General features: G+C 56.6%; 22 protein-coding genes and 1 tRNA gene. 12 read left to right on the forward strand and 11 right to left on the reverse strand.

What is annotated here, in order from left to right:
* Nucleotides 1-93: 93 nt before the first annotated feature.
* The 3 genes from LH86_RS09430 to LH86_RS09440 all read left to right on the forward strand — a co-directional run bounded on the left by LH86_RS09430 (nt 94) and on the right by LH86_RS09440 (nt 3,058).
* A complete protein-coding gene (locus LH86_RS09430; RefSeq protein ID WP_039300585.1) occupies nt 94-1,269 on the forward strand; it encodes an MFS transporter in 1,176 nt (391 codons plus the stop codon).
* 146 nt (nt 1,270-1,415) lie between these two features.
* Nucleotides 1,416-2,219: an endonuclease/exonuclease/phosphatase family protein gene (locus LH86_RS09435; protein WP_008457262.1), complete on the forward strand. Its 804-nt coding sequence runs from the start codon at nt 1,416-1,418 to the stop codon at nt 2,217-2,219.
* Nucleotides 2,220-2,290: 71 nt separating this feature from the next.
* The gene (locus tag LH86_RS09440; RefSeq protein WP_039300591.1) at nt 2,291-3,058 is read left to right on the forward strand and encodes a class I SAM-dependent methyltransferase; all 768 of its coding nucleotides are present in this window, start codon (nt 2,291-2,293) and stop codon (nt 3,056-3,058) included.
* Nucleotides 3,059-3,103: 45 nt separating this feature from the next.
* On the opposite strand, the gene mltD is transcribed toward LH86_RS09440, so the two are convergent.
* Nucleotides 3,104-4,474, reverse strand: coding sequence for a murein transglycosylase D (gene mltD, locus LH86_RS09445; protein ID WP_039300594.1), 1,371 nt, complete (start codon nt 4,472-4,474; stop codon nt 3,104-3,106).
* 70 nt (nt 4,475-4,544) lie between these two features.
* Nucleotides 4,545-5,300, reverse strand: coding sequence for a hydroxyacylglutathione hydrolase (gloB, locus tag LH86_RS09450; RefSeq protein WP_039300596.1), 756 nt, complete (start codon nt 5,298-5,300; stop codon nt 4,545-4,547).
* A 35-nt stretch (nt 5,301-5,335) separates the two neighbouring features.
* On the opposite strand from gloB, the gene LH86_RS09455 reads away from it, so the two are divergent.
* Nucleotides 5,336-6,100 carry a class I SAM-dependent methyltransferase gene (locus LH86_RS09455; RefSeq protein WP_008457268.1) on the forward strand — a complete coding sequence of 255 codons (765 nt, stop codon included), beginning with the start codon at nt 5,336-5,338 and terminating at the stop codon, nt 6,098-6,100.
* Here the strand turns inward: LH86_RS09455 and rnhA are convergent.
* Complete coding sequence (gene rnhA / locus LH86_RS09460; protein ID WP_039290486.1) at nt 6,054-6,530, reverse strand: ribonuclease HI; 477 nt, start codon at nt 6,528-6,530, stop codon at nt 6,054-6,056. The two genes, LH86_RS09455 and rnhA, sit on opposite strands and share 47 nt — an antisense overlap.
* Before the next feature lie 66 nt (nt 6,531-6,596).
* Between rnhA and dnaQ the strand changes: the two genes are divergently transcribed.
* Complete coding sequence (gene dnaQ, locus LH86_RS09465; RefSeq protein WP_039290488.1) at nt 6,597-7,328, forward strand: DNA polymerase III subunit epsilon; 732 nt, start codon at nt 6,597-6,599, stop codon at nt 7,326-7,328.
* Between the two features lie 134 nt (nt 7,329-7,462).
* Nucleotides 7,463-7,539 (forward strand) — tRNA-Asp (locus LH86_RS09470).
* 112 nt (nt 7,540-7,651) lie between these two features.
* On the opposite strand, the gene LH86_RS09475 is transcribed toward LH86_RS09470, so the two are convergent.
* Both LH86_RS09475 and LH86_RS09480 read right to left on the reverse strand, forming a co-directional pair.
* Entirely contained in the window at nt 7,652-8,575 is a 924-nt protein-coding gene (locus LH86_RS09475) for a DMT family transporter (protein WP_039300600.1), read from the reverse strand.
* 147 nt (nt 8,576-8,722) lie between these two features.
* The gene (locus tag LH86_RS09480; RefSeq protein WP_039300602.1) at nt 8,723-10,216 is read right to left on the reverse strand and encodes an NCS1 family nucleobase:cation symporter-1; all 1,494 of its coding nucleotides are present in this window, start codon (nt 10,214-10,216) and stop codon (nt 8,723-8,725) included.
* Between the two features lie 143 nt (nt 10,217-10,359).
* Between LH86_RS09480 and LH86_RS09485 the strand changes: the two genes are divergently transcribed.
* From LH86_RS09485 to puuE, 3 genes are read left to right on the forward strand one after another with little or no spacing between them, the layout of a single operon-like run.
* Nucleotides 10,360-11,073 carry a GntR family transcriptional regulator gene (locus LH86_RS09485; RefSeq protein ID WP_039300604.1) on the forward strand — a complete coding sequence of 238 codons (714 nt, stop codon included), beginning with the start codon at nt 10,360-10,362 and terminating at the stop codon, nt 11,071-11,073.
* A 2-nt stretch (nt 11,074-11,075) separates the two neighbouring features.
* Nucleotides 11,076-11,813, forward strand: coding sequence for an allantoin racemase (gene hpxA, locus LH86_RS09490; RefSeq protein ID WP_039300606.1), 738 nt, complete (start codon nt 11,076-11,078; stop codon nt 11,811-11,813).
* A gap of 17 nt (nt 11,814-11,830) precedes the next feature.
* Complete coding sequence (gene puuE, locus LH86_RS09495; protein WP_039300608.1) at nt 11,831-12,787, forward strand: allantoinase PuuE; 957 nt, start codon at nt 11,831-11,833, stop codon at nt 12,785-12,787.
* Between the two features lie 65 nt (nt 12,788-12,852).
* On the opposite strand, the gene hpxZ is transcribed toward puuE, so the two are convergent.
* Genes hpxZ through LH86_RS09515 form a run of 4 tightly spaced genes read right to left on the reverse strand, consistent with a single transcriptional unit; the run spans nt 12,853 to nt 16,393 of the window.
* Nucleotides 12,853-13,236 carry an oxalurate catabolism protein HpxZ gene (gene hpxZ / locus LH86_RS09500; protein WP_008457285.1) on the reverse strand — a complete coding sequence of 128 codons (384 nt, stop codon included), beginning with the start codon at nt 13,234-13,236 and terminating at the stop codon, nt 12,853-12,855.
* Nucleotides 13,237-14,613, reverse strand: a complete 1,377-nt coding sequence (locus LH86_RS09505) for an AtzE family amidohydrolase (protein WP_039300610.1) — start codon at nt 14,611-14,613, stop codon at nt 13,237-13,239.
* Nucleotides 14,610-14,798 carry an oxalurate catabolism protein HpxX gene (hpxX, locus tag LH86_RS09510; RefSeq protein WP_039300613.1) on the reverse strand — a complete coding sequence of 63 codons (189 nt, stop codon included), beginning with the start codon at nt 14,796-14,798 and terminating at the stop codon, nt 14,610-14,612. Before hpxX ends, LH86_RS09505 begins: the two co-directional genes overlap by 4 nt.
* 11 nt (nt 14,799-14,809) lie before the next feature.
* Nucleotides 14,810-16,393, reverse strand: coding sequence for a gamma-glutamyltransferase family protein (locus tag LH86_RS09515; RefSeq protein WP_039300616.1), 1,584 nt, complete (start codon nt 16,391-16,393; stop codon nt 14,810-14,812).
* A gap of 122 nt (nt 16,394-16,515) precedes the next feature.
* On the opposite strand from LH86_RS09515, the gene LH86_RS09520 reads away from it, so the two are divergent.
* From LH86_RS09520 to hpxK, 3 genes are all read left to right on the forward strand, one after another.
* Nucleotides 16,516-17,355, forward strand: coding sequence for a MurR/RpiR family transcriptional regulator (locus LH86_RS09520; protein WP_039306038.1), 840 nt, complete (start codon nt 16,516-16,518; stop codon nt 17,353-17,355).
* 186 nt (nt 17,356-17,541) lie between these two features.
* Entirely contained in the window at nt 17,542-18,783 is a 1,242-nt protein-coding gene (locus LH86_RS09525) for a pyridoxal-phosphate-dependent aminotransferase family protein (RefSeq protein WP_039300619.1), read from the forward strand.
* A complete protein-coding gene (hpxK, locus tag LH86_RS09530; protein WP_052045560.1) occupies nt 18,783-20,042 on the forward strand; it encodes an allantoate amidohydrolase in 1,260 nt (419 codons plus the stop codon). Before LH86_RS09525 ends, hpxK begins: the two co-directional genes overlap by 1 nt.
* Before the next feature lie 40 nt (nt 20,043-20,082).
* Here the strand turns inward: hpxK and LH86_RS09535 are convergent, their stop codons facing one another.
* Both LH86_RS09535 and fadE read right to left on the reverse strand, forming a co-directional pair.
* Nucleotides 20,083-20,850, reverse strand: coding sequence for an amidohydrolase (locus LH86_RS09535; RefSeq protein WP_039306042.1), 768 nt, complete (start codon nt 20,848-20,850; stop codon nt 20,083-20,085).
* 96 nt (nt 20,851-20,946) lie between these two features.
* Nucleotides 20,947-23,391: an acyl-CoA dehydrogenase FadE gene (fadE, locus tag LH86_RS09540; RefSeq protein WP_039300622.1), complete on the reverse strand. Its 2,445-nt coding sequence runs from the start codon at nt 23,389-23,391 to the stop codon at nt 20,947-20,949.
* Nucleotides 23,392-23,396 lie beyond the last annotated feature (5 nt).

Below are 23,396 nucleotides of genomic sequence, written 5' to 3' on the forward strand. Positions count from 1 at the left end.
AAGCAAAATTCTATTGAGATTTTACATATTTTTGTTATTTAAGCATCCCGCCATACTGCGTGTCATCAAAAGACACCTGTTATGGAGTAAATTATGCCTCTGGCGCTTCTGGCACTGACAATCAGTGCTTTCGCAATCGGTACCACCGAATTTGTGATCGTCGGGCTTGTGCCGACCATCGCTGAACAGCTCGCGATCTCCGTACCGTCGGCAGGATTGCTGGTTTCTATTTATGCCCTGGGTGTAGCTATTGGCGCACCTGTTCTTACCGCTTTAACGGGTAAACTTCCGCGTAAACAGCTGTTGATCGGGCTTATGGCTCTCTTCACAGTGGGTAACGTCATCGCCTGGCTGTCGCCTAATTACGAGACCCTGGTTGTGGCACGTCTGCTAACCGGTCTGGCACACGGCGTGTTTTTCTCGATTGGCTCAACGATTGCGACAAGCCTTGTACCTAAAGAGAAAGCGGCTTCGGCCATTGCCATTATGTTTGGTGGCCTGACGGTAGCGCTGGTGACGGGGGTGCCATTAGGCACTTTCATCGGGCAGCATTTCGGCTGGCGTGAAACCTTCCTCGCGGTCTCGGCTATTGGCGTGATCGCCTTAATCAGCAGCATGATCCTTATCCCGAAAGATATTCCTAACCGTGCGATGGCGGGAATAAAAGAGCAATTACAGGTACTAACGCATCCGCGTCTGGTGTTGATCTATCTGGTTACCGCTCTGGGCTACGGTGGTGTGTTCACCGCCTTCACCTTCCTTGCCCCAATGATGCAGGATCTGGCCGGATTCTCACCTTCTGCAGTTAGCTGGATCCTGCTTGGTTATGGCGTATCGGTGGCTATCGGTAACATCTGGGGAGGGAAACTGGCGGATCGTCACGGTGCGGTACCGGCTCTGAAGTTTATCTTTGCCGCTCTGGCTGCGTTACTTCTGGTCTTCCAGTTCACCGCGCATTCACATGTTGCTGCCTTGCTGACGATTTTGGTGATGGGCGTTTTTGCTTTCGGCAATGTGCCGGGATTACAGGTTTATGTTGTCCAAAAAGCTGAGCAATACACGCCCAATGCGGTAGATGTTGCCTCCGGGCTCAACATCGCGGCATTTAACGTAGGCATTGCTCTGGGCTCCATTATTGGCGGCCAGACCGTACAGAACTTCGGCCTGGCACAAACACCGTGGATTGGCGCCGTGATTGTTGTTCTGGCACTGTTGTTAATAGGCTTAAGCGGTCGACTCGATAAGCAATCACGGGTTGCCATCAGTTAAGTTTTATCTTTCCGGAGCGTGATTGTTTACGTTCCGGAAAGGCAATGGTTTGTAATGGTCGTTGAAAGTCTGCGCTAAAGTCCCTATAACTGAAAGATAGTCTGCGAACTGCAGGCAAGTTGAGTTACTGAGGTCGTTAGCCAAACGTGCACAAGAATACCTATGCCATGCGATATGTAGCCGGACAGCCAGCAGAGCGCATTCTGCCTCCTGGCTCGTTCGCGACTATCGGCCAGGCATTACCCCCCGGTGAACCTTTACCCGGTCAGGACACCATTCGTGTTCTGGTGTGGAATATCTTTAAGCAGCAGCGGGCCGACTGGCTTTCGGTGCTGCAAACCTTCGGCAAAGACGCACACCTGATGTTGCTCCAGGAAGCGCAAACGACGCCTGAGCTGGTCAGATTTGCGACCTCCAACTATCTGGCTGCCGACCAGGTTCCTGCCTTTGTTTTACCCCAGCATCCTTCTGGCGTAATGACGCTGTCTGCAGCCCATCCGGTATATTGCTGCCCGCTGCGTGAACGCGAGCCGATCCTGCGCTTGTCTAAGTCAGCTTTGGTCACGGTTTATCCGCTGCCAGACGGGCGAATGTTGATGGTGATTAATATCCATGCCGTCAATTTTAGCCTCGGTGTTGATGTCTACAGCAAGCAGTTGGGGCCTATTGGCGACCAGATAGGGCATCACAACGGGCCGGTGATCATGGCCGGTGATTTCAATGCCTGGAGCCGCCCGCGTATGAACGCGCTTTTCCGCTTTGCCCGTGAGATGACGCTCAGGGAAGTGCGCTTTACTGACGACCACCGCCGCCGGGCGTTTGGTCGCCCTCTTGATTTCGTGTTCTATCGTGGCCTGAACGTCACCGAAGCTTCGGTGCTGGTGACCCGTGCATCAGACCATAACCCGCTACTAGTTGAATTCCGTCCCGGCAAGCCTGAGCTGAAATAAGGTTCGTCAGGTCTGCCGTTGGGCAGACCTGTGCGCTGCCCTTTTTCTCACTTAACCGCAAGGACATAACGATGACAACGCAATCCCATCACGACAAAGTTGGCCAGCAGTTTGGATCTCAGGCCAGCGCCTATTTGGCCAGTACGGTTCATGCTTCCGGGCGCGATCTGGAGCGGCTTAGCGCCAGACTGAATGACTTCCCTCATGCCACGCTCCTGGACATGGGATGTGGGGCAGGGCACGCCAGCTTTATTGCCGCGGCTAAAGTGAAATCGGTGGTGGCTTATGATCTGTCCGAACAGATGCTGGCGGTCGTTGCTGAGGCGGCAACAACGCGCGGAATAGCGAATATCGCGACGCGTCAGGGATATGCGGAATCATTGCCGTTTGACGACGGTACTTTTGATGTGGTGATTAGTCGCTACTCGGCACATCACTGGCACGATGTCGGCCAGGCGCTGCGTGAAGTAAAACGCGTGCTTAAGCCCGGTGGTATTGCTATCTTCATGGATGTGACCTCGCCAGGCCATCCGGTGAAGGATATCTGGCTGCAAACGGTCGAGGCGCTGCGTGATACCTCGCATGTGCGTAATTATTCCAGCGGAGAGTGGCTTAGCCTGTTCAATGATGCGGGCCTGGTCACGCACAGCGTGTTGTGCGACAGGTTGAATCTGGAGTTCACCAGCTGGATCGCCAGAATGCGCACGCCGATAGTGTTATCTGACGCAATCCGCGCTTATCAAAAAAGTGCCTCGGACGAGGTGAAACAATACTTTGAATTGCAGCGTGACGGCTCGTTCACCAGCGATATCATCATGCTGGAAGCGCGAAAGGTATGACGTAAAAAGAAAAGGCACCGTAAGGTGCCTTTTTTGTTCTGGCTATCAGGTATCCGGAGAGTTGTTGCCGCTGACAAACAGCGTCAAACGGTCACCCGGTTTCAGGTCATCGGTACCATTGTTCCAGCGCATCACATCTTTGATGTTCACGCCGTGACGTTTAGCAATACTCGACAACGAGTCGCCTTTGCGCACCTGATAAGTGATGCTGCTGTTATCGGCCAGCTGCGTTGCACCACCTTTCACGCTGAGCGTCTGCCCAACTTTAAGGTGCGCACCACGCAGGTTATTCCAGCTCTGCAAATCCTTAGTATTCACACCGAGGCGTGAAGCAATGCTGGACAGAGTATCCCCTGAACGCACTTTATAGGATTTGTTGCCACCCGCGTTGAGGCGGTTATCCGCCACCAGCGTTGGCTGTAAAGCATCGATTTCCCCAGAAGCCAGAGAGGCTTTCAGTTGCTCGGCATGCTTTTTCGGCACCATCACATAGCGCTGATTTTTCCCAACGGTGGTGCTTTTCACGCCTGCATTGAAGGTCTTCAGGTTGGTGAGCGACATGCCAGCCATTTCGGCGACCTGCGTTAACTCAACCGGATTGCTTACTTCAACACGCGCCAGCGCGCGGCTTTCATCCGTTGTCGGCAGACGTACGCCGTACTTCTGACTGTTTTTGAGTATGTCACTCAACGCCAGCATTTTCGGTACGTAGATCTTTGTTTCACGTGGCAATGCCAGCGACCAGAAATCGGTAGGTTTACCCCGCGATTTGTTCGCTTTAATGGCGTTCAACACGCGGCCTTCACCGCTGTTATACGCCGCCACGGTCAACAACCAGTCGCCGTCAAACATCTTGTTCAAACGCTGCATCATATCCAGTGCTGCGGTGGTGGAAGCCACTACATCACGGCGTGCATCGTACGCTTTGGTCTGCTTCAGACCATAATTGCGCCCCGTACTTGGGATAATCTGCCAAATGCCTGCGGCATTCGCGCTAGACGTCGCGTGGGGGTCAAAAGCGCTCTCCACTATGGGTAGTAGTACTAGTTCCATTGGCATGTTGCGTTTCTTAACTTGCCCGGCAATCCAGTACATATACGGCTCTGCCCGTAATGTTACATCGTGGAGATAGCTCTTATTACTCAGGTACTTCTGTTTCTGTTCGCGGATACGGACGTTTTCCGGTATCCCCATCTTTAGCTCGTTGCCGATGAAGTTCCACAGGTTTTGATCTTGCGCGAGGAAGGTTCCATCATCCATCCATCGCGCGGAGGTCGCTCGACCCGTGTACTTTCCTGCTTCACCTTGACCAGCTGCAGACAGACTCTGTGCGTGCTGTTGAATGTTGGCATCATGCTTTGACGCCTGGCACCCGACAAGCAAGACAGAGGCGAGTAGTATCGCTTTTGCCTTCATGTGTGTGTCAATGGTTGCTTAAAAGACGAGCGATGATACCGTCGCCTTTTCGACAACACAACCAGAATATTCAGAAGCTGTCCTTCTTTGTCCTTAACCAGGCGAATATCTCGTGGGGTTGTTGCAAGTTTGTTTCTTTTTTTATTTCTTCTTTTAAAACAGCATCTTCAGTGCGTAAAAAAATATTTATTTCACGTTCAGTTTGCAGGGAAGACGGCAAGGTTGAATGATTTTTTGCGCGTAACTCCTTAACTTTTCGATAGTATCCTCCTAAATGCTCATCATGGGGCAGAATACTTAAGGCGAACTTTATGTTCGATTCCGTATACTCATGTGCGCAACAAATCAGAGTGTCAGCGGGGAGTTCATTAAGCTTTTGAAATGAATTGAACATTTGAGCTGCTGTGCCTTCAAAAAGCCTTCCGCAGCCGCCTGAAAACATTGTGTCGCCGCAAAATAGATAAGGAAAACTAAAAAGCGAGATATGTCCTAAAGTGTGACCAGGTGTTGCTATCACGCGAAATTCACGCCCAAGCAGACTAAACTTGTCCCCTTCGCCCACGATCTGAGTGACGCCTTTCTGCTGGGTTTCCTCCGGGCCGTAGACCTCAATCTTCGGATACTTGTCCTTTAATTGCTGAACGCCGCCCACGTGATCGGCATGATGATGGGTCAGCAGAATGGCCTCTGGCTGCCAGCTGTTTTCCTCTATAGCCTTCAAGACCGGTGTGGCGTCGCCTGGGTCAACGATCACACATTTTCCCTGCTCGTTATTAAGCACCCAGATGTAGTTATCCTGGAAGGCGCGAATACTGTTAAGATTCATAGTTCAACCTCTCTATGGCCATTAAGAAGGTAGTGATGAAACCGGCAAGGATACCTGAGATTATCACTTCCCCCCATCATTGGGCTCAGCTGCGATGGGGAGAACACTATCGGAACGCGCTCGAAGAGCAGCTCCGCCCGTGGCTGGCGAAAATGTTCGGCTTTCATTTATTGAAAATCGGCAACCTGAGTGCGGAAGTGAACACCGAAGCCTGCGCGATTTCTCATCAGGTTAATGTGGCCCTGCAGGGCGAGCATCTACAGGTTAACGCCGACCCTCTACACTTGCCGTTTGCGGCGAAGTCGGTGGACGCCTGCCTGTTGGCCCACACCTTGCCCTGGTGTCCGGATCCCCACCGCCTGCTGCGAGAAGTGGATCGTGTTCTGATCGACGATGGCTGGATCGTGCTCAGCAGTTTCAATCCCATTAGTTTGCTGGGGCTGGGCAAAATGGTCCCGTTCTTGCGTAAGCGCGTGCCTTATAATAGTCGAATGTTTACCCCCATGAGGCAACAAGACTGGCTGTCGTTACTGAATTTTGAAGTGATGTACCGGCGCAGCTTTCAGGTCCTGCCCTGGCATAAGCAAGGGGGACGTTTGCTGAGTACTCATTTGCCGGCGCTGGGCTGTATGCACGTTATCGTGGCGCGTAAACGGACCTTGCCGCTGACGCTGAACCCAATGAAAAGCCGCAAAGCGAAAAATCAGATTCGCTCGGCGGTAGGGGCGACGCGGCAGTATCGTGAAGCCGTTGCTAAGGTGCCGCCGCGTCCGGCTGATAACCCACATCCTCATGAGTAGGGCGAGAGGCCGCGTTGCGTGCCAGCTCGTCACATCGCTCATTTTCCGGGTGGCCCGCATGCCCTTTGACCCATTCCCACTTAATCTGATGGTGGCTTAAGGCGGCATCCAGGCGCTTCCATAAATCGACGTTTTTCACCGGCTTTTTATCCGCCGTCTTCCAGCCACGTTTCTTCCAGTTGTGGATCCACTGGGTAATGCCCTGGCGGACGTACTGGCTGTCGGTGCTGAGGACCACATCGCAGGGTTCGATCAGCGCCTCAAGCGCGACGATAGCGGCCATCATCTCCATGCGGTTATTGGTGGTGAGACGAAACCCTTCGCTGAAGATTTTCTCGTGCTGCTTGTACCGCAAAATTGCCCCGAAGCCGCCCGGCCCTGGATTCCCAAGGCAGGAGCCATCGGTGAAAACTTCTACCTGTTTACGCATCTCTGGTAGACTTCCTGTGATGAAAACGTCAAGTCTGACACAAACGAGCGCGATGAGCACAGCTATATGATTTCTACTCCCACCAGACAAATAGTCCTCGATACCGAAACCACCGGTATGAACCAGATCGGTGCTCATTATGAGGGGCATCGCATTATCGAGATCGGTGCGGTTGAAGTGATTAACCGCCGCCTGACGGGCAACAACTTCCACGTCTACCTCAAGCCCGACCGGCTGGTGGACCCTGAAGCCTTTGGCGTTCACGGTATTGCGGACGAGTTTCTGGCGGATAAGCCGACGTTCGATCAGGTTGCAGACTCGTTCCTCGACTATATTCGCGGTGCCGAGTTGGTCATTCATAACGCCTCGTTTGATATCGGCTTTATGGACTACGAGTTCAGCAAGCTGCGGCGCGACATTCCTAAAACGGATACCTTCTGCAAGGTCACCGACAGCCTGGCAATGGCCCGTAAGATGTTCCCGGGCAAGCGAAACAGCCTCGATGCGCTCTGCTCTCGCTATGAAATAGACAACAGCAAACGTACGCTGCACGGCGCATTGCTTGATGCCCAAATCCTGGCCGACGTTTATCTGATGATGACCGGCGGGCAAACGTCACTCAAATTCTCTATGGAAGGTGATGTGCAACAGCAGCAGGGCAGCGGTGGTATTCAGCGCGTGGTACGTCGTGCATCAGGCATGCGGGTGATCCACGCCAGTGATGAAGAGCTGGTGGCCCATGAATCGCGCCTTGATTTGGTGCAGAAGAAAGGCGGCAGCTGTCTCTGGCGCAGCTAAAAATAGCCCAAATGAGTTAAAAATCGCCACTCAGGTGATTTTTGCGGCAAACGGTTAATTTTATGATAAAAAGCGTTGACGGTTATCGGGGCAATCCGTAATATCCGCTTCGTTCCCGACGGGGAACAAAACGCGGAGCGGTAGTTCAGTCGGTTAGAATACCTGCCTGTCACGCAGGGGGTCGCGGGTTCGAGTCCCGTCCGTTCCGCCACAATTCAGAAGGCCTGAGTCAGCAATGACTCAGGCCTTCGTCGTTTCTGCCTTTCGTAAAAATTTATCTAACCCCCGCGCCGCAATCGCGCGAGGGCTGGCTGAAACCACCTCTAGTGCCTGCTGGCTAACGCCACGCCGATCAAAATGGTCGCAATCCCGATGATATGGAAAAGATGCAGCGTTTCGCCGAGAAACACCAGCGACAGCACCACGCCAAAGACTGGGATCAGGTGAATGCTAAGCCCGGCGCGCGCGGCACCGACGGCTTCCACGCAACGTCCATAAAGTAGGTAGGAAACAAATGAGGGGAACGCGCCGAGGAACACGACCGCTGAAATCGTCATGGTATTCCAGTGCGGCACAGCGCCGGTGCTCATTTCATGCAGCCACAGCGGCAGCGTCACCACCAGCGCGATAGCCACCTGAACGCCCAGCAGCCCCATGCGGCTAATATCGGAAGGGATTTTTCGGATCCACAGCGTATACAGCGCAAAACAGGCCATGGCCGCCAGCAGCATCAGGTCCCCAGATGAAAATGCCATCTGCAGCAGCCCGTGAATATCGCCCTTAAAGATAATAAACAGCACGCCACAGCAGGAAATTGCCAGGCCTACCACCTGCTTGACGCTGAGCTTGTGCCCAAAAAACAGCGCGCCAAACAGCATAATCAGCACCGGTATACAGGAGTTAAGCAACAGCGCGTTGGTACTTGAAGTGTGATGCAGACCGATATACACCAGCAGGCTAAAGCAGACGATACCCGTCACCGACACGGCGACAATCCAGCCCAGATATTCCCGGTAACGGCGGAAGTCTCTTTTTATATATGGCAGCGCAAAAGGCAGAATCACAATCAGCGCCACCAGCCAGCGCATAAAGGTAAGTCCCACCGGGGGAATATCGTTGCGAACGGCTTTGCCGACGATGTAATTGCACGCCCAAAGCAGCGGTGGGATGGTGAACAGAAGCAAAACATACCAGGCCGATGGCTTATGGGGGGCAGCCTCAGTGGCCGACTTCTTACTGCTGAGCAAGGGACTCTCCTTTGACACGGGATTTTGCTGGAAAGGGCGAAGGGAGAATATATTACTCGCTGTCGGGCCAGCCGTCGTCGTGGAGAAGAAAAAGAGTATGTCTGGAAATGAAAAAGCCTGAACCCTTTCGGGCCCAGGCATCAAGGTTTACTCTTTGGAGGTAGCGACGCGGCCAGCAAACCCGGCAGCAACGCTGACTTTTTCACTACGCGCCAGCCAGCGGTAGCAGCTCAGGCCGAGGAACACGCCGATAAACCAGCTGAAGTTGGCGACTTCATGCAGCGAAGGAATAAAGCTGATGGTCAGGCAGACGGCAACCGAAGGCACCAGGGCGATGATCGCTTTCGGGTTGAAGCCGTTGCTGTACCAGTAGCGGCCTTTCGGCGTGTCGTTAAACAGATCGTCGACGTGAATTTTACCGCCTTTCACCAGGTAGAAGTCCGCCAGCAGGATGCCGAACAGTGGCCCAATGAACGAGCCCAGCACATCCAGCGTGTAGTGGATCAGCTCCGGGGACTGGAACAGGTTCCACGGCGTCAGCAGGACAGAACCCACCGCGGCGATCATCCCGCCTGCACGGAAGCTAATCTTCTGCGGTGAGCAGTTAGAGAAGTCGAACGCCGGAGAAACAAAGTTAGCCACGATATTGATCCCGATAGTCGCGGTGATCATCGTCAGCAGGCCAATCGCCATCGCGAGGCTGTTACCGATATGGCTCACGGTCTCGATCGGGTCGGTGATCATCTTGCCGAACAGCGACTGAGTACCGGACACAATCACCACGGTCACAATCGAGAACAACAGGAAGTTAAACGGCAGGCCCCAGCGGTTGCCGCGACGGATCTCATTCATGCTTTTACCGTAGCGAGAGAAGTCGCCGAAGTTCAGCAGCGGGCCGGAGAAGTACGACACAACCAGCGCGGTGGCGGTGATCATCTGCCACACCTGCTCGCCGGAGCTAAGCTGTTTGCTGGCTAAGGTAAAGGAGATGCCATCGAAACCGGTCTGATACAGGATCCAGCCTGCCAGCGCCATCATCACGATGTATACGGCAGGGCCCGCAATATCAATAAAGCGCTTAATCGCGTTCATCCCGTGCCAGAACACCATCGCCTGCAGCACCCACATAATACCGAAGCAGATCCAGCCGAGCTGAGACAGGCCGAGGAAGCTCACGCCCGTCATTGGCGCCAGCGTGGGCCAGAACTTCAGCAGCACCAGCATTAATGCGTTAGCGGCCAGGTAAGTTTGTATCCCGTACCAGGCGAAGGCGATAAGCCCGCGGATCACCGCCGGAATATTAGCCCCGAAGACGCCGAAAGCCTGGCGGCAAATCACCGCGTAAGGCACGCCCGCCATCTGGCTGGGTTTAGCGACCAGGTTGGCACAAAATTGCACGATGCAAATCCCTGCCAGCAGGCAAATCAGCACCTGCCAGCTGGCAAGCCCGAGCGTAAAGAAGCTGGCTGCTACTACATAGCCGCCCATGCTGTGTACATCCGACATCCAAAACGAAAAAATATTATACCAGGACCAAGTCTGGTGGCGGGTTGGGGCCAGGTCATCGTTGCACAGGCGCGGGCTGTAGCCGGCGTTGGCACTCTCTTTCATGGCTGTTGCGTTGTTCTCTATACCTGGCATGGGATCTGCTCCTATAAAAACAGAAGATGGATTACGTCTGCCATAGGTATTGCAGGAACCAGGCCAGGTTTGCATTTCTTGTATTCAATTATCAATGATATTGTATACAAATATAGGGTGCCTGGTGCTAACAGGAGAGGTGAATGAAACGTGATTTCGGGGTGACAGCCCCAGCAGAACTGCATGATAAAGAAGCCGTTATCTGGCAATCGCTGATGACGGCGATGGTCGAACACCAGCTGCCGCCGGGCAGTAAACTGCCGGAAGAAGCGCTGGCGGAAGTTTTTGGCATCAGCCGAACCGGGATCCGTAAAGTCTTAACGCGCCTCGCAACGGTGCAAATGATCACCATGCTGCCCGGGCGTGGTGCATTTGTGGCGATGCCGGACGTTGAAGAATCAAAAGCGATCTTCCAGACGCGCTCCGTTCTCGAATGCGCCAACCTGCCTCATGTACTCGAGCATCTTCAGGCGCCGCACCTTGCCGCGCTGCGTAAAATCATCCAGCAGGAAGAAAAGGCGCACCGCGACGGAGATGGGCCGGCTGCAATCCGCCTGTCGGCGGCGTTTCATATTCAGTTGCAGGCTATCTCCGGCAACGCCGTGCTGACGGAAATGGTCACCAGTTTGACGCACCGCTCCTCGCTGGTGATCGCTGCCTGGGGCGCGCCGTGGCAGCGGGGCTGCCGCTGTGACGATCATGAACACCTTATCGATCTGCTGCGCAAAAAAGACATTGAGTCGCTGACGCTGGCGATGCAGCACCACTTCGATCACATTGTTTCCAGCCTGCATTTTGAGCGCAGCGGTGAAACCACCCCAGACTTCGCCCGCCTCTTCGGCACCCGACAGGAATAACCATGCCACAGCCTATTATTCAAGTGATCAACCCCAACACCAGCCTGGCGATGACGCACACCATTGCAGAAGCCGCGCGTAGCGTTGCCGCCCCCGGTACGCAAATCCTCGCGACTTGCCCGGAACAGGGCGTGGAGTCAATCGAAGGGCACTTTGACGAAGCCATTGCGGCCATCGGCGTGCTGGAACAAATTCAGCATGGCAAAGCGCAGGGCGCGAACGGACACGTCATCGCCTGCTTTGGCGACCCAGGGCTGCTGGCGGCGCGTGAGATAGCCAGCGGGCCGGTGATTGGCATTGCCGAAGCGGCCATGCATATGGCCACGATGGTCGCCACCCGCTTCTCTATCGTCACCACGCTGCCGCGCACGGTGATCATTGCCCGCCATTTACTGCAGCAATACGGCTTTGAACATCACTGCGCGGCGCTGCATGCCATCGATCTGCCCGTGCTGGCGCTGGAAGACGGCACCGGGCTGGCTCAACGCATGGTGCGTGAGCGCTGCATTCAGGCCAAAAAAGAAGACAACAGCGGGGCAATCGTGCTGGGCTGCGGCGGCATGGCAAACCTGGCGAAAGAGCTGACCGAAGAGATCGGCATCCCGGTCATCGACGGCGTCACAGCGGCGGTGAAGCTGGTGGAATCGCTGGTTGCGCTGGGCATCGGCACCAGTAAATTTGGTGACCTTGCGTATCCGAATAAAAAGCCGCTTTCCGGCTCTTTTGCTCGCCTGGGTTAAGGTTAAAGAGGCCAACTATGACGGAAGAACAAAAGCGTAATCGCTACCCTTTTACCGAAAACTATCCGCGCGATCTCGCCGGTTATGCCGGCAATCCTCCCCATGCGCAGTGGCCGAACGGCGCGCGTATTGCGGTTCAGTTTGTCCTGAACTTTGAAGAAGGGGCGGAAAACAACGTTCTGCACGGCGACAGCGGCTCGGAACAATTTCTCTCGGATATCATCGGGGCGGCCAGTTTTCCCGATCGCCATATGTCGATGGACTCCCTGTACGAATACGGCTCCCGGGCAGGGTTCTGGCGTATCCACAATGAATTTCAGAAGCGCGGCCTGCCTTTGACGGTGTTTGGCGTCGCCATGGCGCTGGCCCGTAACCCGGAGATTGTGGCCGCGATCAAAGCCGCCGATTACGACGTGGTCAGCCACGGCTGGCGCTGGATCCATTATCAGAATATGGACGTTGCCACCGAGCGCCAGCACCTGCATCAGGCGATGGAAATCCTGGAAGATCTGTTCGGCTCCCGTCCGCTGGGCTGGTACACCGGGCGCGATAGCCCCAATACCCGCAGGCTGGTGGTTGAGCACGGCGGCATCCTGTACGACAGCGATTATTACGGCGACGATCTGCCTTTCTGGAGCAAAGTGGCCTGCGAAGACGGTAGCACCAAACCCCATCTGATCGTGCCGTACACGCTGGATACCAATGACATGCGCTTCGCCACCGCGCAGGGGTTCAATACCGCAGAGCAGTTTTACACCTACCTGAAAGACAGTTTCGACGTGCTGTATGAAGAAGGCGACACGGCACCGAAAATGATGTCCATCGGCATGCATTGCCGCCTGTTAGGGCGACCAGGCCGCTTCCGGGCGCTGCAGCGTTTTCTGGATTACGTGCAGCAACATGAAGGGGTGTGGATTTGCAGAAGGCGGGACATTGCCGAGCATTGGGTGAAGACGCATCCGTTTGTTGAGTAATATTTATTGCTATCAGGCTGTTATCCCCTCTCCCGTTCGGGGAGAGGGCCAGGGTGAGGGGGAAATCACCCCATTAAACTCACATGCGCCGCCACAATCTTCCAGCCAGATGCAAACCGAACCCAGGTCTGCATCTGGCGGCCAATCTTATCGCTACCTTCTCGCGTAAACTCAGTACTTGCTACCGCCAAATCGTCGCTAAATGTTGTAATGACGGTGTTTCTCAGCTGGCGATCCAGTCCCTTCGGTGAGCGCCCGTTGCGGAAAGCGCGGATCTGCTCAATACCATACAGGTTTTCCGTTGCGCCAAAACGCACGGTGCGAGCATCCTCCCAGAACAGCTCATCCAGAACGGCGACGTCATTGGTAATCAGCGCCTGCTCGTAGCGATAAAATGCCGCAGTGACTTCATTTAAAACGGCCGGGCGGTCGATATTATCTCGCATCATTTAATTTACCTTCGTCTGTAAAATGCCCTGAACTTCCAGGCGGCGTGCGGCCTGCAAGCAAGCGTCTTCCCGCCACGGTGCGGCAATCAGCTGTACGCCAATCGGCAAACCGCTGGCTGCGATCAGCGGGGCGCTGACAACCGGCAGCCCGAGGAAAGAGATCGGCTGCGTCAGGATCCCCATACTGGCTTTGACCGGGATCTCCTGCCCGTTGATGTGCATGGTTTGCTGGCCGATAAGCGTGGCGCAGCAGGGCGTGGCGGGCGCAACGAGCAGATCAAAATGGTCAAAGAGCGGCAGCGTGCGATCGCGGAACCAGGCGCGGAAGCGCTGCGCCTGCGTGTACCAGGCCGACGGCGTCATGGCCCCGGCCAGAAGGCGTTCGCGAGAATTAGGCTCGAAGCGTTCAGGGATGTTTCGCAGCGCGGGCAGATACTGATTGCCCCCTTCGGCGGCGGTTAACAAAAAGGCCGCCGAGCGGGCGAGTTCAGCCTCTGGCATAGAAACTTTCTCCGTCGCCTGGAGTGCTTTGGCTACCCGGCTAACGGCTTCTTTTGCATCTTCATCACACCAGTTTTCAAAGAAACCATCCAGCACCGCCACGCGAAGCTGCGTATCACGATCAAGCGCTGCGCAAACCGGCTCAATGGCGCGCAAAGTCTGAAATTGATCGCTGCCATCATACCCTTGCAGTACATCGTAAACCGCCGCGACATCCTCCACGCTGCGAGCCAGCGGGCCGATATGGTCGAGGCTGGCGACAAAGGGATGGCTGCCGCCGCGTGACAGGCGACCAAAAGTCGGCTTCAGGCCCACGAGCCCGCAAAGTGAAGACGGGACGCGAATGGAGCCGTTGGTGTCGGTGCCAAGGGTAAAATTCACCATGCCCGCCGCCACCGCCGCCGCTGAGCCACCGGACGAGCCGCCGGCAATACGCGAGAGATCGTGCGGGTTTTTGGTGGCTCCGTAATAACTGTTTTCCGTGGTGAAGCCGTAGGCATAGGCATCCATATTCAACGCCCCGCTTAGCATTCCCCCCGCTTTTTGCAGTTGTGTAATAGCGAAGGCATCTTCGGCGGCCGCGGGGTGCCCGGCAAACAGCTCTGCGCCTGAAAGGGTTGTTACCCCTTTAATATCGAAAAGATTTTTTACTGCGTAAGGCACACCCGCCAGCGCGGGTAAAGGGCTACCGCGACTAATCAATTGGTCGACCGAGGCCGCCTCCTCCAGAAGACGATCCTGGGTGACACCGGTAAAAGCATTAAGCTGCGGGTTTCGCTGCTCAATCTTTGCCAGCGTTTGCTGGGCCAGCTCGGTAGCTGAAAAATCTTTGTCCCGCAGCCCCTGCTGGATCTGGCGGATAGAAAGGGCGGTCATAACGTATAAACTCCGGCGGTTTCCTGGCGGTCGGCAAGTGGGAAGGCCATCAGCGGTTCAGCCATCGCCGCAATGCGTGTCAGCTGCAGCTCCAGCTCTTTGCGGCGCTCGTCGGTCAGCGGCACGGCGAGCAACTGCTCCATCAGGGCAATGTAGGGCTGCCACTCAAAAGAAGATTGATTCATTGATATTTTCCTCAAAAGCCTGCGGCGCTGCCGTTGCTGCGGGGATCCCACGCACCTTCGAGCATGCCATTGGTATGTCTGACGATGGCGCCGGCGTGGCCGACGATCTCGCTGAAGGCAGGGACTGTTTCTACTTCGTGTCCCAGAGCCTCAAGCGCAGTGACGGTGTCGGGGCTGAAGCGGCTTTCAAGTTTAAGACTGTCGGAAACCTGCCCCCAGGTGCGGCCCAGCAGCCAGCGCGGCGCGCAAATCGCCTCCTGTAAATCGATGCCCTGCAGCACATAGCGGGTAAAGATTGTCGCCTGTGTTTGCGGCTGGCCGTCGCCGCCCATCGAGCCGTAGACCAGCGTTCTGCCATCGGCGAGCCTGGCCGCCGCCGGGTTCAGGGTGTGGAACGGTTTTTTGCCCGGTGCCAGCGCCAGCAGATGATCCGCATCGAGGCTGAAAGAAGCGCCGCGGTTTTGCCATAGCACGCCGCTTTTAGGCAGCACAACCCCGCTGCCGAACTCGTGATAAATACTTTGGATAAACGACACGGCCAGGCCGTTACCGTCTATAACACCCATCCAGACCGTGTCGCCCGGGCCTTTGCCTTTGCCCCATGGGGCGGCGCTCTGGTCGTCAATTTTCGCGGCCAGCAGATCCAACTCTTCAGGATCTAGCAGGTTTTGTATTGAGGTCGCGATCAGGCGTGGGTCGGTGATATGCCTGTCGCGCAGCGCAAAGGCTTTTTTGGTGGCTTCCACGATGCGGTGTATGGTCTGAACTTCACTGGCGTTTGCCATCGACAGGCGGTCAGTAATGCCGAGGATCGCCAGCGAGACCAGCCCTTGCGTCGGCGGGGCGAGATTAAAAACTTCCCCGGCCTGGTGCTCAAGTCGAAGTGGTTTGCTGCGGGTTGCCCGATGTGCTGCGAGGTCAGCCGCGACGATCGGCAGCCCCAGTTCGGCCAGCTCTTCGGCAATGATTGAAGCCAGCGGGCCGCGATAGAAACTGTCCAGGCCTTCAACCGTCATTCGCGTCAGGGTCGCGGCCAGTCGGGGCTGTGTGAAACGACTCCCGGTCGCGGGCACTTCACCACGCTGCAGGAAGGTGTTGGCAAAACCAGGAACATCAACCAGCTCGGCGTACTTGCTTTGTGTCGCGTTCGCCTGAGAGGCGGTGACCGGGATCCCGTCCGCCGCATAGCGAATAGCATCGGCCATTAAGCGGGAAAGCGGCATCTGCCCGCCGCCAAGCTCCGATGACACTTTTAGCGCTTCTGCCCAGCCGCTCAGCGTGCCGGGCACGGTCAATGCAGCCCGAGTGCCGCGATGGGGAATGGCGCGTTCTCCCCGGTAGAAATCCAGTGACGCCAGTGAGCCGGCAGCGCCGCTGGCGTCGATGGCTACGGGTTCGCCTTCTGGCGGAACAATCAGCCAAAATCCGTCCCCGCCTATGCCGTTCATATGCGGATAAACCACCGCGATAGTGGCGGCGGCTGCGACCATCGCTTCAATCGCATCGCCGCCCTGACGCAGGACGGAGAGCGCACTTTCAGAGGCCAGATGGTGAGGCGTCACCGCCATGCCACCGGGGGCCATATTGCTTTGCATATTTTTCTTCTCTTGCAGGAATTCCGCTCGGATAGGGAAATCCGAAGCAAGAGATGTTCCAGGTTGACGAGGATCGTTTCACTGTGTCAGGCTTCGATGAAACAAAAGTTACAGGAGTCAGCATGAAACAGTTAGACGAGCGGTTGCGGGCATCATGGGCGCTTTTTTCCCCGCAGGAGCAGCGCGTGGCCTCCTTCATCGTTGACCATTTTGATGACTTGATCAGCTACAACAGCGCCGAGCTGGCGCGGCTTTCAGGCGTGTCTAAGGCCACCGTGAGCCGCCTGTTTAAGCGCTTAGGCTACGAGCGCTACAAAGATATGCGCGAAGAGCTGCGTACCCTGCGGCAGAGCGGGATGCCGCTGACGGAAAACCGCGATGCCGTGCAGGGCAATACGCTGCTGGCGCGTCATTACAAGCAGGAAATGGCGAACCTCACTCAACTGGTGAATCAGCTGGAAGCGGGTCCGTTTGCCGAAGTGGTCAATGCCCTTGTGACCGGGAAGCGCCTATTTATCATTGGGATGCGTAACTCCTGGCCGGTGGCGATGCACTTGCGCCAGCAGCTTTTGCAGGTGCGCAGCGGCGTACATCTGCTCCCGCAGCCGGGGCAGACGTTGGCGGAAGAGCTGGTGGATATTGGCCCGGAAGATTGTGTGGTCACCGTGGCATTTCGCCGCCGACCGCGCATTGTCAAGCCGCTGCTCGTCAGTTTGCAGCAGCGCGGTATACCGCTGGTGGTGCTGAGCGAGCCGGGTTCGGCGGGGCTGGCAGATTACTCTGGCTGGCATTTGAGCGCGCCGCTCGATAGCGTTTCGGCGTTCGACAGTTACAGCAGCGCCATGAGCCTGGTGAATTTACTGGCTAACGCGGTGCTGCATGAATCATTGACCACTGGACGTCAGCGTATCCATAATATCGCTGAATTGTATACAGAGCTGGACGAGCTCGAACAGCGTTGATGCTCCCCGCTGGTGCAGCTGCACAGTTCGGGTGAGCCAAAAGAGTTCATCGTTTTTACCCAAACCTGTTTTTCCGCGCTGGCTTAAGCCTGTCAGCCGGAAAAAATTTTGCCTGCGGCTGGCACATTAGTTGCAAAAGATGGTTATAAGAATCTTTTGTTTCAATCTCAGACTCAAGGAATCGCCATGTTTGATATTCAGCAGTTTTCCCAGATCAATCCGCCGCACCGTTTGCTGATGGGGCCAGGCCCGATCAATGCCGATCCGCGCGTGCTGCGTGCCATGGCGAGCCAGCTTATCGGCCAGTACGACCCGGTGATGACGGGTTATATGAATGAGGTGATGGTGCTGTACCGCGAGCTCTTCCGCACCGAAAACAAGTGGACGATGCTGGTGGACGGCACTTCCCGCGCCGGGATCGAGGCCATTTTGCTGTCGGCTATTCGCCCTGGCGATAAAGTGCTTGTGCCCGTGTTTGGCCGCTTTGGTCACCTGCTGTGTGAGATTGCCCGCCGCTGTCGCGCTGAAGTCCACACTATTGAAGTGCCGTGGGGCGAAGTATTCAGCCCGCAGCAAATCGAAGATGCCATCAAAGCGGTAAAACCTCGCCTGCTGCTGACCGTGCAGGGCGATACTTCCACCACGATGCTGCAGCCGCTGGCCGAACTGGGCGAGATTTGCCGCCGCTACGGCGTGCTGTTTTACACCGATGCCACGGCGTCGTTTGGCGGGAACGAACTGCTCACCGATGCCTGGGGACTGGATGCCGTTTCCGCCGGGTTACAGAAGTGCCTGGGCGGCCCGTCAGGCAGCTCACCGGTCACCCTTAGCCCGAAAATGGAAGAGGCTATTCGCCGCCGTAAATGCGTGGAAGAAGGTATTCGCACCGCTGCCCATCAGGACGGAGACGAAGAGATGATCTACTCCAACTACTTCGATCTGGGCATGATCATGGACTACTGGGGGCCGGAACGCCTGAACCACCACACCGAAGCAACGAGCATGCTGTTTGCTGCCCGCGAATGCGCCCGCGTTATCCTGGAAGAAGGTCTGGACGCCGGCATTGCCCGTCATGAGCTGCACGGCAGGGCGATGGTGGCGGGGATCCAGGGCATGGGGCTGGAAACCTTCGGCGACCTTAACCACAAGATGAACAACGTGCTCGGCGTGACTATCCCGGCGCAGGTTCACGGCGAAGAAGTGCGTAAGCTGCTGCTGGAAGATTTCCATATCGAGATCGGCACCTCCTTCGGCCCGCTGCAGGGCAAAATCTGGCGTATCGGCACGATGGGCTATAACGCCCGCAAAGACTGCGTGCTGCAAACGCTCACCGCGCTGGAAGCGGTGCTTAACCGCCTCGGCTTTAAAAGCGTGCAGGGTGAAGCGATGCAGGCGGCGTGGAACGTTTACGCGCAGGGTGCTCGCTAATGGGCACGCCGCTTATGGGTTTGAATTATGCAGAAATTGCGGCCCAGCGCGTAATGGACAGGGCTGACCAACTGGCCGCTATCAGCGAAAGCGCGGGCCAGCTGACCCGGGTTTACCTTTCGGTGCAGCATCTGCGGGCGAATCAGCTGGTAGCTGGCTGGATGGAGCAGCTCGGCATGACAACCTGGCAGGACGCGGTCGGCAATGTTTGTGGGCGCTATGAAGGCAAGCAAGAAGGCGCGCAGGCGATTCTGCTGGGGTCCCATCTTGATACGGTGCGTAATGCGGGCCGCTACGATGGGATGCTCGGCGTGCTGTGCGCCCTGGAAGTTGTCGCCTACCTTTATCAAAACAATATCCAGCTCGAACAGGCCATCGAAATTGTCGGCTTTGGCGATGAAGAGGGCACCCGCTTCGGGGTTACTCTGCTGGGAAGCCGGGGCATCACCGGCAGCTGGCCGGAGCATTGGCTGAGCTGTGAAGATGCCAGCGGCGTCAGCGTGGCGCAGGCCATGACGATTGCCGGGCTGGATCCCACGCGTATTGCCAGCGCGGAGCGGCCGAAAAGCGATTACAGCGCTTACCTTGAGCTGCATATTGAGCAGGGACCGGTGCTGGAGGAGCAGGGGCTTGCGCTGGGCGTGGTCACGGCCATTAACGGCGCCCGTCGTCTGAACTGCAGCTTTACCGGCCATGCGGGCCATGCCGGGACGGTGCCGATGGCGCTGCGCAAAGATGCGCTGGCCGCCGCCGCCGAGTGGATGACCTTTATTGAATCTACCACGCGCCGCCACGGCCCAGACGAAGTGGCCACCGTGGGAACGTTAAGCTGTGCGCCAGGCGCGGTGAACGTCATCCCTGGCGACGTTCAGCTTACGCTGGACATTCGCAGTCCGCGGGATGAAAGTCTGGCGAGTTTGTTAGACCAGCTTCTTGCGGAAGGGGAAGCGATTGCTGCCCGTCGCGGTATGCAGTTTACCGCAGAAGCCTACTACGCGATTCCGGCCACGCCGTGTGATGCGGCGTTGCAGGCAACGCTAACGCAGGCGGTGAGCGAAGTTCAGGGGCGAAGCCTGTCGTTGCCAAGCGGCGCAGGGCACGACGCCATTGCCATCGCCGAGCGTTGGCCGAGCGCCATGCTGTTTGTTCGCTGCGAGAAGGGCATCAGCCATCATCCGGCGGAATCCGTCACTGAAAGCGATGTGGCCCTTGCCGTCCAGGCTTTTACTCGCGCCGTCACCCTATTGGCGGAGCAATAAAAAACCGGCCTGAATGGGCCGGTTTCTTCATACGTCATCCTCACAGGCTGAAAGGATCGGCATCCTGCCAGGCCGGGAATTTCTCCCGGTACTCCCGCAGAGCAATCAGCGAAAGATCGGCATCAAGTCGTGCTGCCTGGTGAGGTTCAACGCTTGCCAGGATCTCGCCCTGCGGGCTGATGATCCGGCTGTCGCCCCGATAATGGTGTCCGTTACCGTCGGTGCCGACGCGGTTGCAGCCTGCGACATAAGCCTGGTTCTCAATGGCGCGTGCCTGTAGCAGGCTTTGCCAGTGCAGCGAGCGCGGCGCCGGCCAGTTGGCGACGTACAGCGCCAGATCGTAATCGTTGCGGTTGCGGGACCACACCGGGAAGCGCAGGTCGTAGCAAACCAGCGGTAAAATACGCCAGCCCTTCCACTCAATAATTACCCGCTCTTCCCCGGCCTGGTAATGATGATGCTCATCGGCCATGCGGAACAGGTGGCGCTTATCGTAGAAGTGAACTTTACCGTCCGGCTGAACCAACAGGAAGCGGTTCACCGGCCCGCGTTCAGTTTGCAGAGCGGCGCTGCCGGCGATCATCGCCTGCGTTTGCTGGGCTTTGAACTGCATCCAGTCAATCACTTCCTGTTCCGGCATTGACTGCACGGCGGCTTCCATCGCAAAGCCGGTGGTGAACATCTCCGGCAGAATAATCAGGTCACGCCCGCGCAGGCCCTCCAGCAGCACATCAAAGTGACGCAGGTTCGCGGCACCGTCCATCCAGACGAGCGGTTGTTGCAGAACGGAAACTTTCAGACCAGACACCATCGGCAGCCTCTTAGCAGAATATTTCTTCCACTGTAGCACGAGAAAACATGCTTTTGTTGGCAATAAAAAACCCCTCCTGAGAGGGGTTAATGGCTAGGCGGCTTCAACCTTTCTGTGCTTTTCCGGCACCTTCACCGGCTGTGTTGCCAGCGCCTCCGGCTCAAACTCATCCACGTTGATGCTGCGCAGTCGGCTGGCTTCGGCTTTGGTCAGAATCGCCGCTTCATCGGCGGTGATCTTGCCTTCACCCAGCAGCTGCTTCGCCAGTTCATCCAGGCGAGTGAACGGCAGATTCCGCTTCAGCTCTTTGCACACGCGCTGGTGGATTGGCTCGGCGGCCATAATATCCAGCAGAGCGGCTTCCAACAGGCCAGCAGGGTTGTGCTCGCTTGGCGTCAGGTACTGACCGCGACCAATACGGGTACGGGTTGCGGACGGTACCTGCAGGATTTTCGCCAGCTTGTGGTCCAGCGCATCGGACGGCGCATCGTAACGGCGGCCCAGCGGGAAGATAACCAGGCGCAGCGTACCGGCCACAAAGCGGTTCGGGAAGTTGCGCAGCAGGTCATCAATCGCCTGTTCGGCCTGGAACAGCGCATCCTGCACGCCCCAGTGAACCAGCGGCAGATCTGCTTCGTTACGGCCTTCGTCTTCGTAGCGTTTCAGCACCGCAGTTGCCAGATAAAGCTGGCTCAGCACATCACCCAGGCGAGCAGAAATACGCTCCCGGCGCTTCAGGCTACCGCCCAGCACGGCCATGGAGACATCCGACAGCAGCGCCAGGTTTGCGCTCAGGCGGTTGATGTACTGGTAGTAGCGTTTAGTTGCATCGCGGGTTGGCGTGCTGCTGCCGAGGCCGTTGGTCAGGCCCAGCCACAGGCTGCGCATTTTGTTGCTGCCCACGTGGCCGATGTGTTTGAACAGCAGCTTATCGAAGGCATTCACATCGTTATTCTGCGCCGCGGCCATCTCTTCCAGCACGTACGGATGGCAGCGAATTGCGCCCTGGCCGAAGATGATCATGCTGCGGGTCAGAATGTTGGCGCCTTCAACGGTGATGGCGATCGGCGCGCCCTGGTAAGCACGGGCCACGAAGTTAGTGTCACCGAGCATGATGCCTTTCCCGCCGACGATATCCATCGCATCAAGAATGGCGCGCTGGCCGCGGTGGGTACAGTGGTACTTAACAATCGCAGACAGCACGGCAGGTTTTTCACCAAGTACGATGCCGTAGGTAATTAGAGAAGCTGCAGCATCCATGACATAGGCGTTACCGGCGATACGTGCCAGCGGCTCTTCAATACCTTCCATTTTGCCGATAGAGATTTTGAACTGACGGCGGATGTGGGCATAAGCGCCCGTTGCCATTGCCACGGACTTCAGGCCGCCAGTGGCGTTAGACGGCAGCGTAATCCCACGGCCTACGGACAGGCACTCAACCAGCATACGCCAGCCCTGACCGGCCATTTTTGGGCCGCCGATAATAAAGTCGATAGGGACAAAGATGTCTTTCCCACGGGTTGGGCCGTTCTGGAACGGCACGTTCAGCGGGAAGTGACGCTTGCCGATTTCCACGCCTGGCGTATGGGTTGGGATCAGTGCGCAGGTAATGCCGAGGTCTTCTTCGCCGCCGAGCAGGCGGTTCGGGTCAGACAGTTTAAACGCCAGGCCCAGCACGGTAGCGATAGGGGCGAGCGTGATATAGCGTTTGTTCCAGGTCAGGCGCATACCGAGCACCTGTTCGCCCTGCCATTCCCCCATGCACACCACGCCGCTATCAGGGATAGCACCGGCATCGGAACCGGCTTCCGGGCTGGTCAGTGCGAAACAAGGAATTTCCAGACCGCGCGCCAGGCGTGGCAGGTAGTGATCTTTTTGCTCTTCGGTGCCGTAGTGCTGTAGCAGTTCGCCCGGACCTAAAGAGTTAGGCACGCCGACGGTAATCGCCAGGATCCCGGAAACGCCGGACAGTTTTTGCAGCACGCGAGCCTGAGCATAGGCGGAAAACTCGAGGCCGCCGTACTCTTTCTTGATGATCATCGCGAAGAAGCGATGCTCTTTCAGATAGGCCCACAGTTCAGGAGGCAGGTCGGCCAGTTCGTGGGTGATCTGGAAGTCGTTCGCCATGCGGCAGGCTTCTTCCACCGGGCCATCCAGGAACGCTTGTTCTTCTGCGGTCAGCTTTGGCTGCGGGTAGTTATGCAGTTTCTGCCAGTCCGGCTTGCCGCGGAACAGATCGCCTTCCCACCAGGTCGTCCCGGCGTCGATAGCTTCTTTTTCGGTACGGGACATTGGCGGCATGACTTTGCGGAAGCCACGGAAGATCGGGGCAGAGATCAGCGATTTACGCAGCGGTGTGACCAGCAGCGGCACCAGAATTAGCGCCAGCGGAACCAGCACCCAGAAAGACCAGATGCCAGCGAAGCCCAGCGCGGCGGTCCACGCGAGCAGAAGCACGCTGCTAAGCAGCAGATTTGCCTGGTGATAGAAGAGCACACCCAGCAGAACAACGGTAAGGACAATGCTTAAAATCAACATAAAGA

The organism is Cedecea neteri, assembly GCF_000758325.1.
In the GTDB taxonomy this organism is placed as follows: Bacteria; Pseudomonadota; Gammaproteobacteria; order Enterobacterales; family Enterobacteriaceae; genus Cedecea; species Cedecea neteri_B.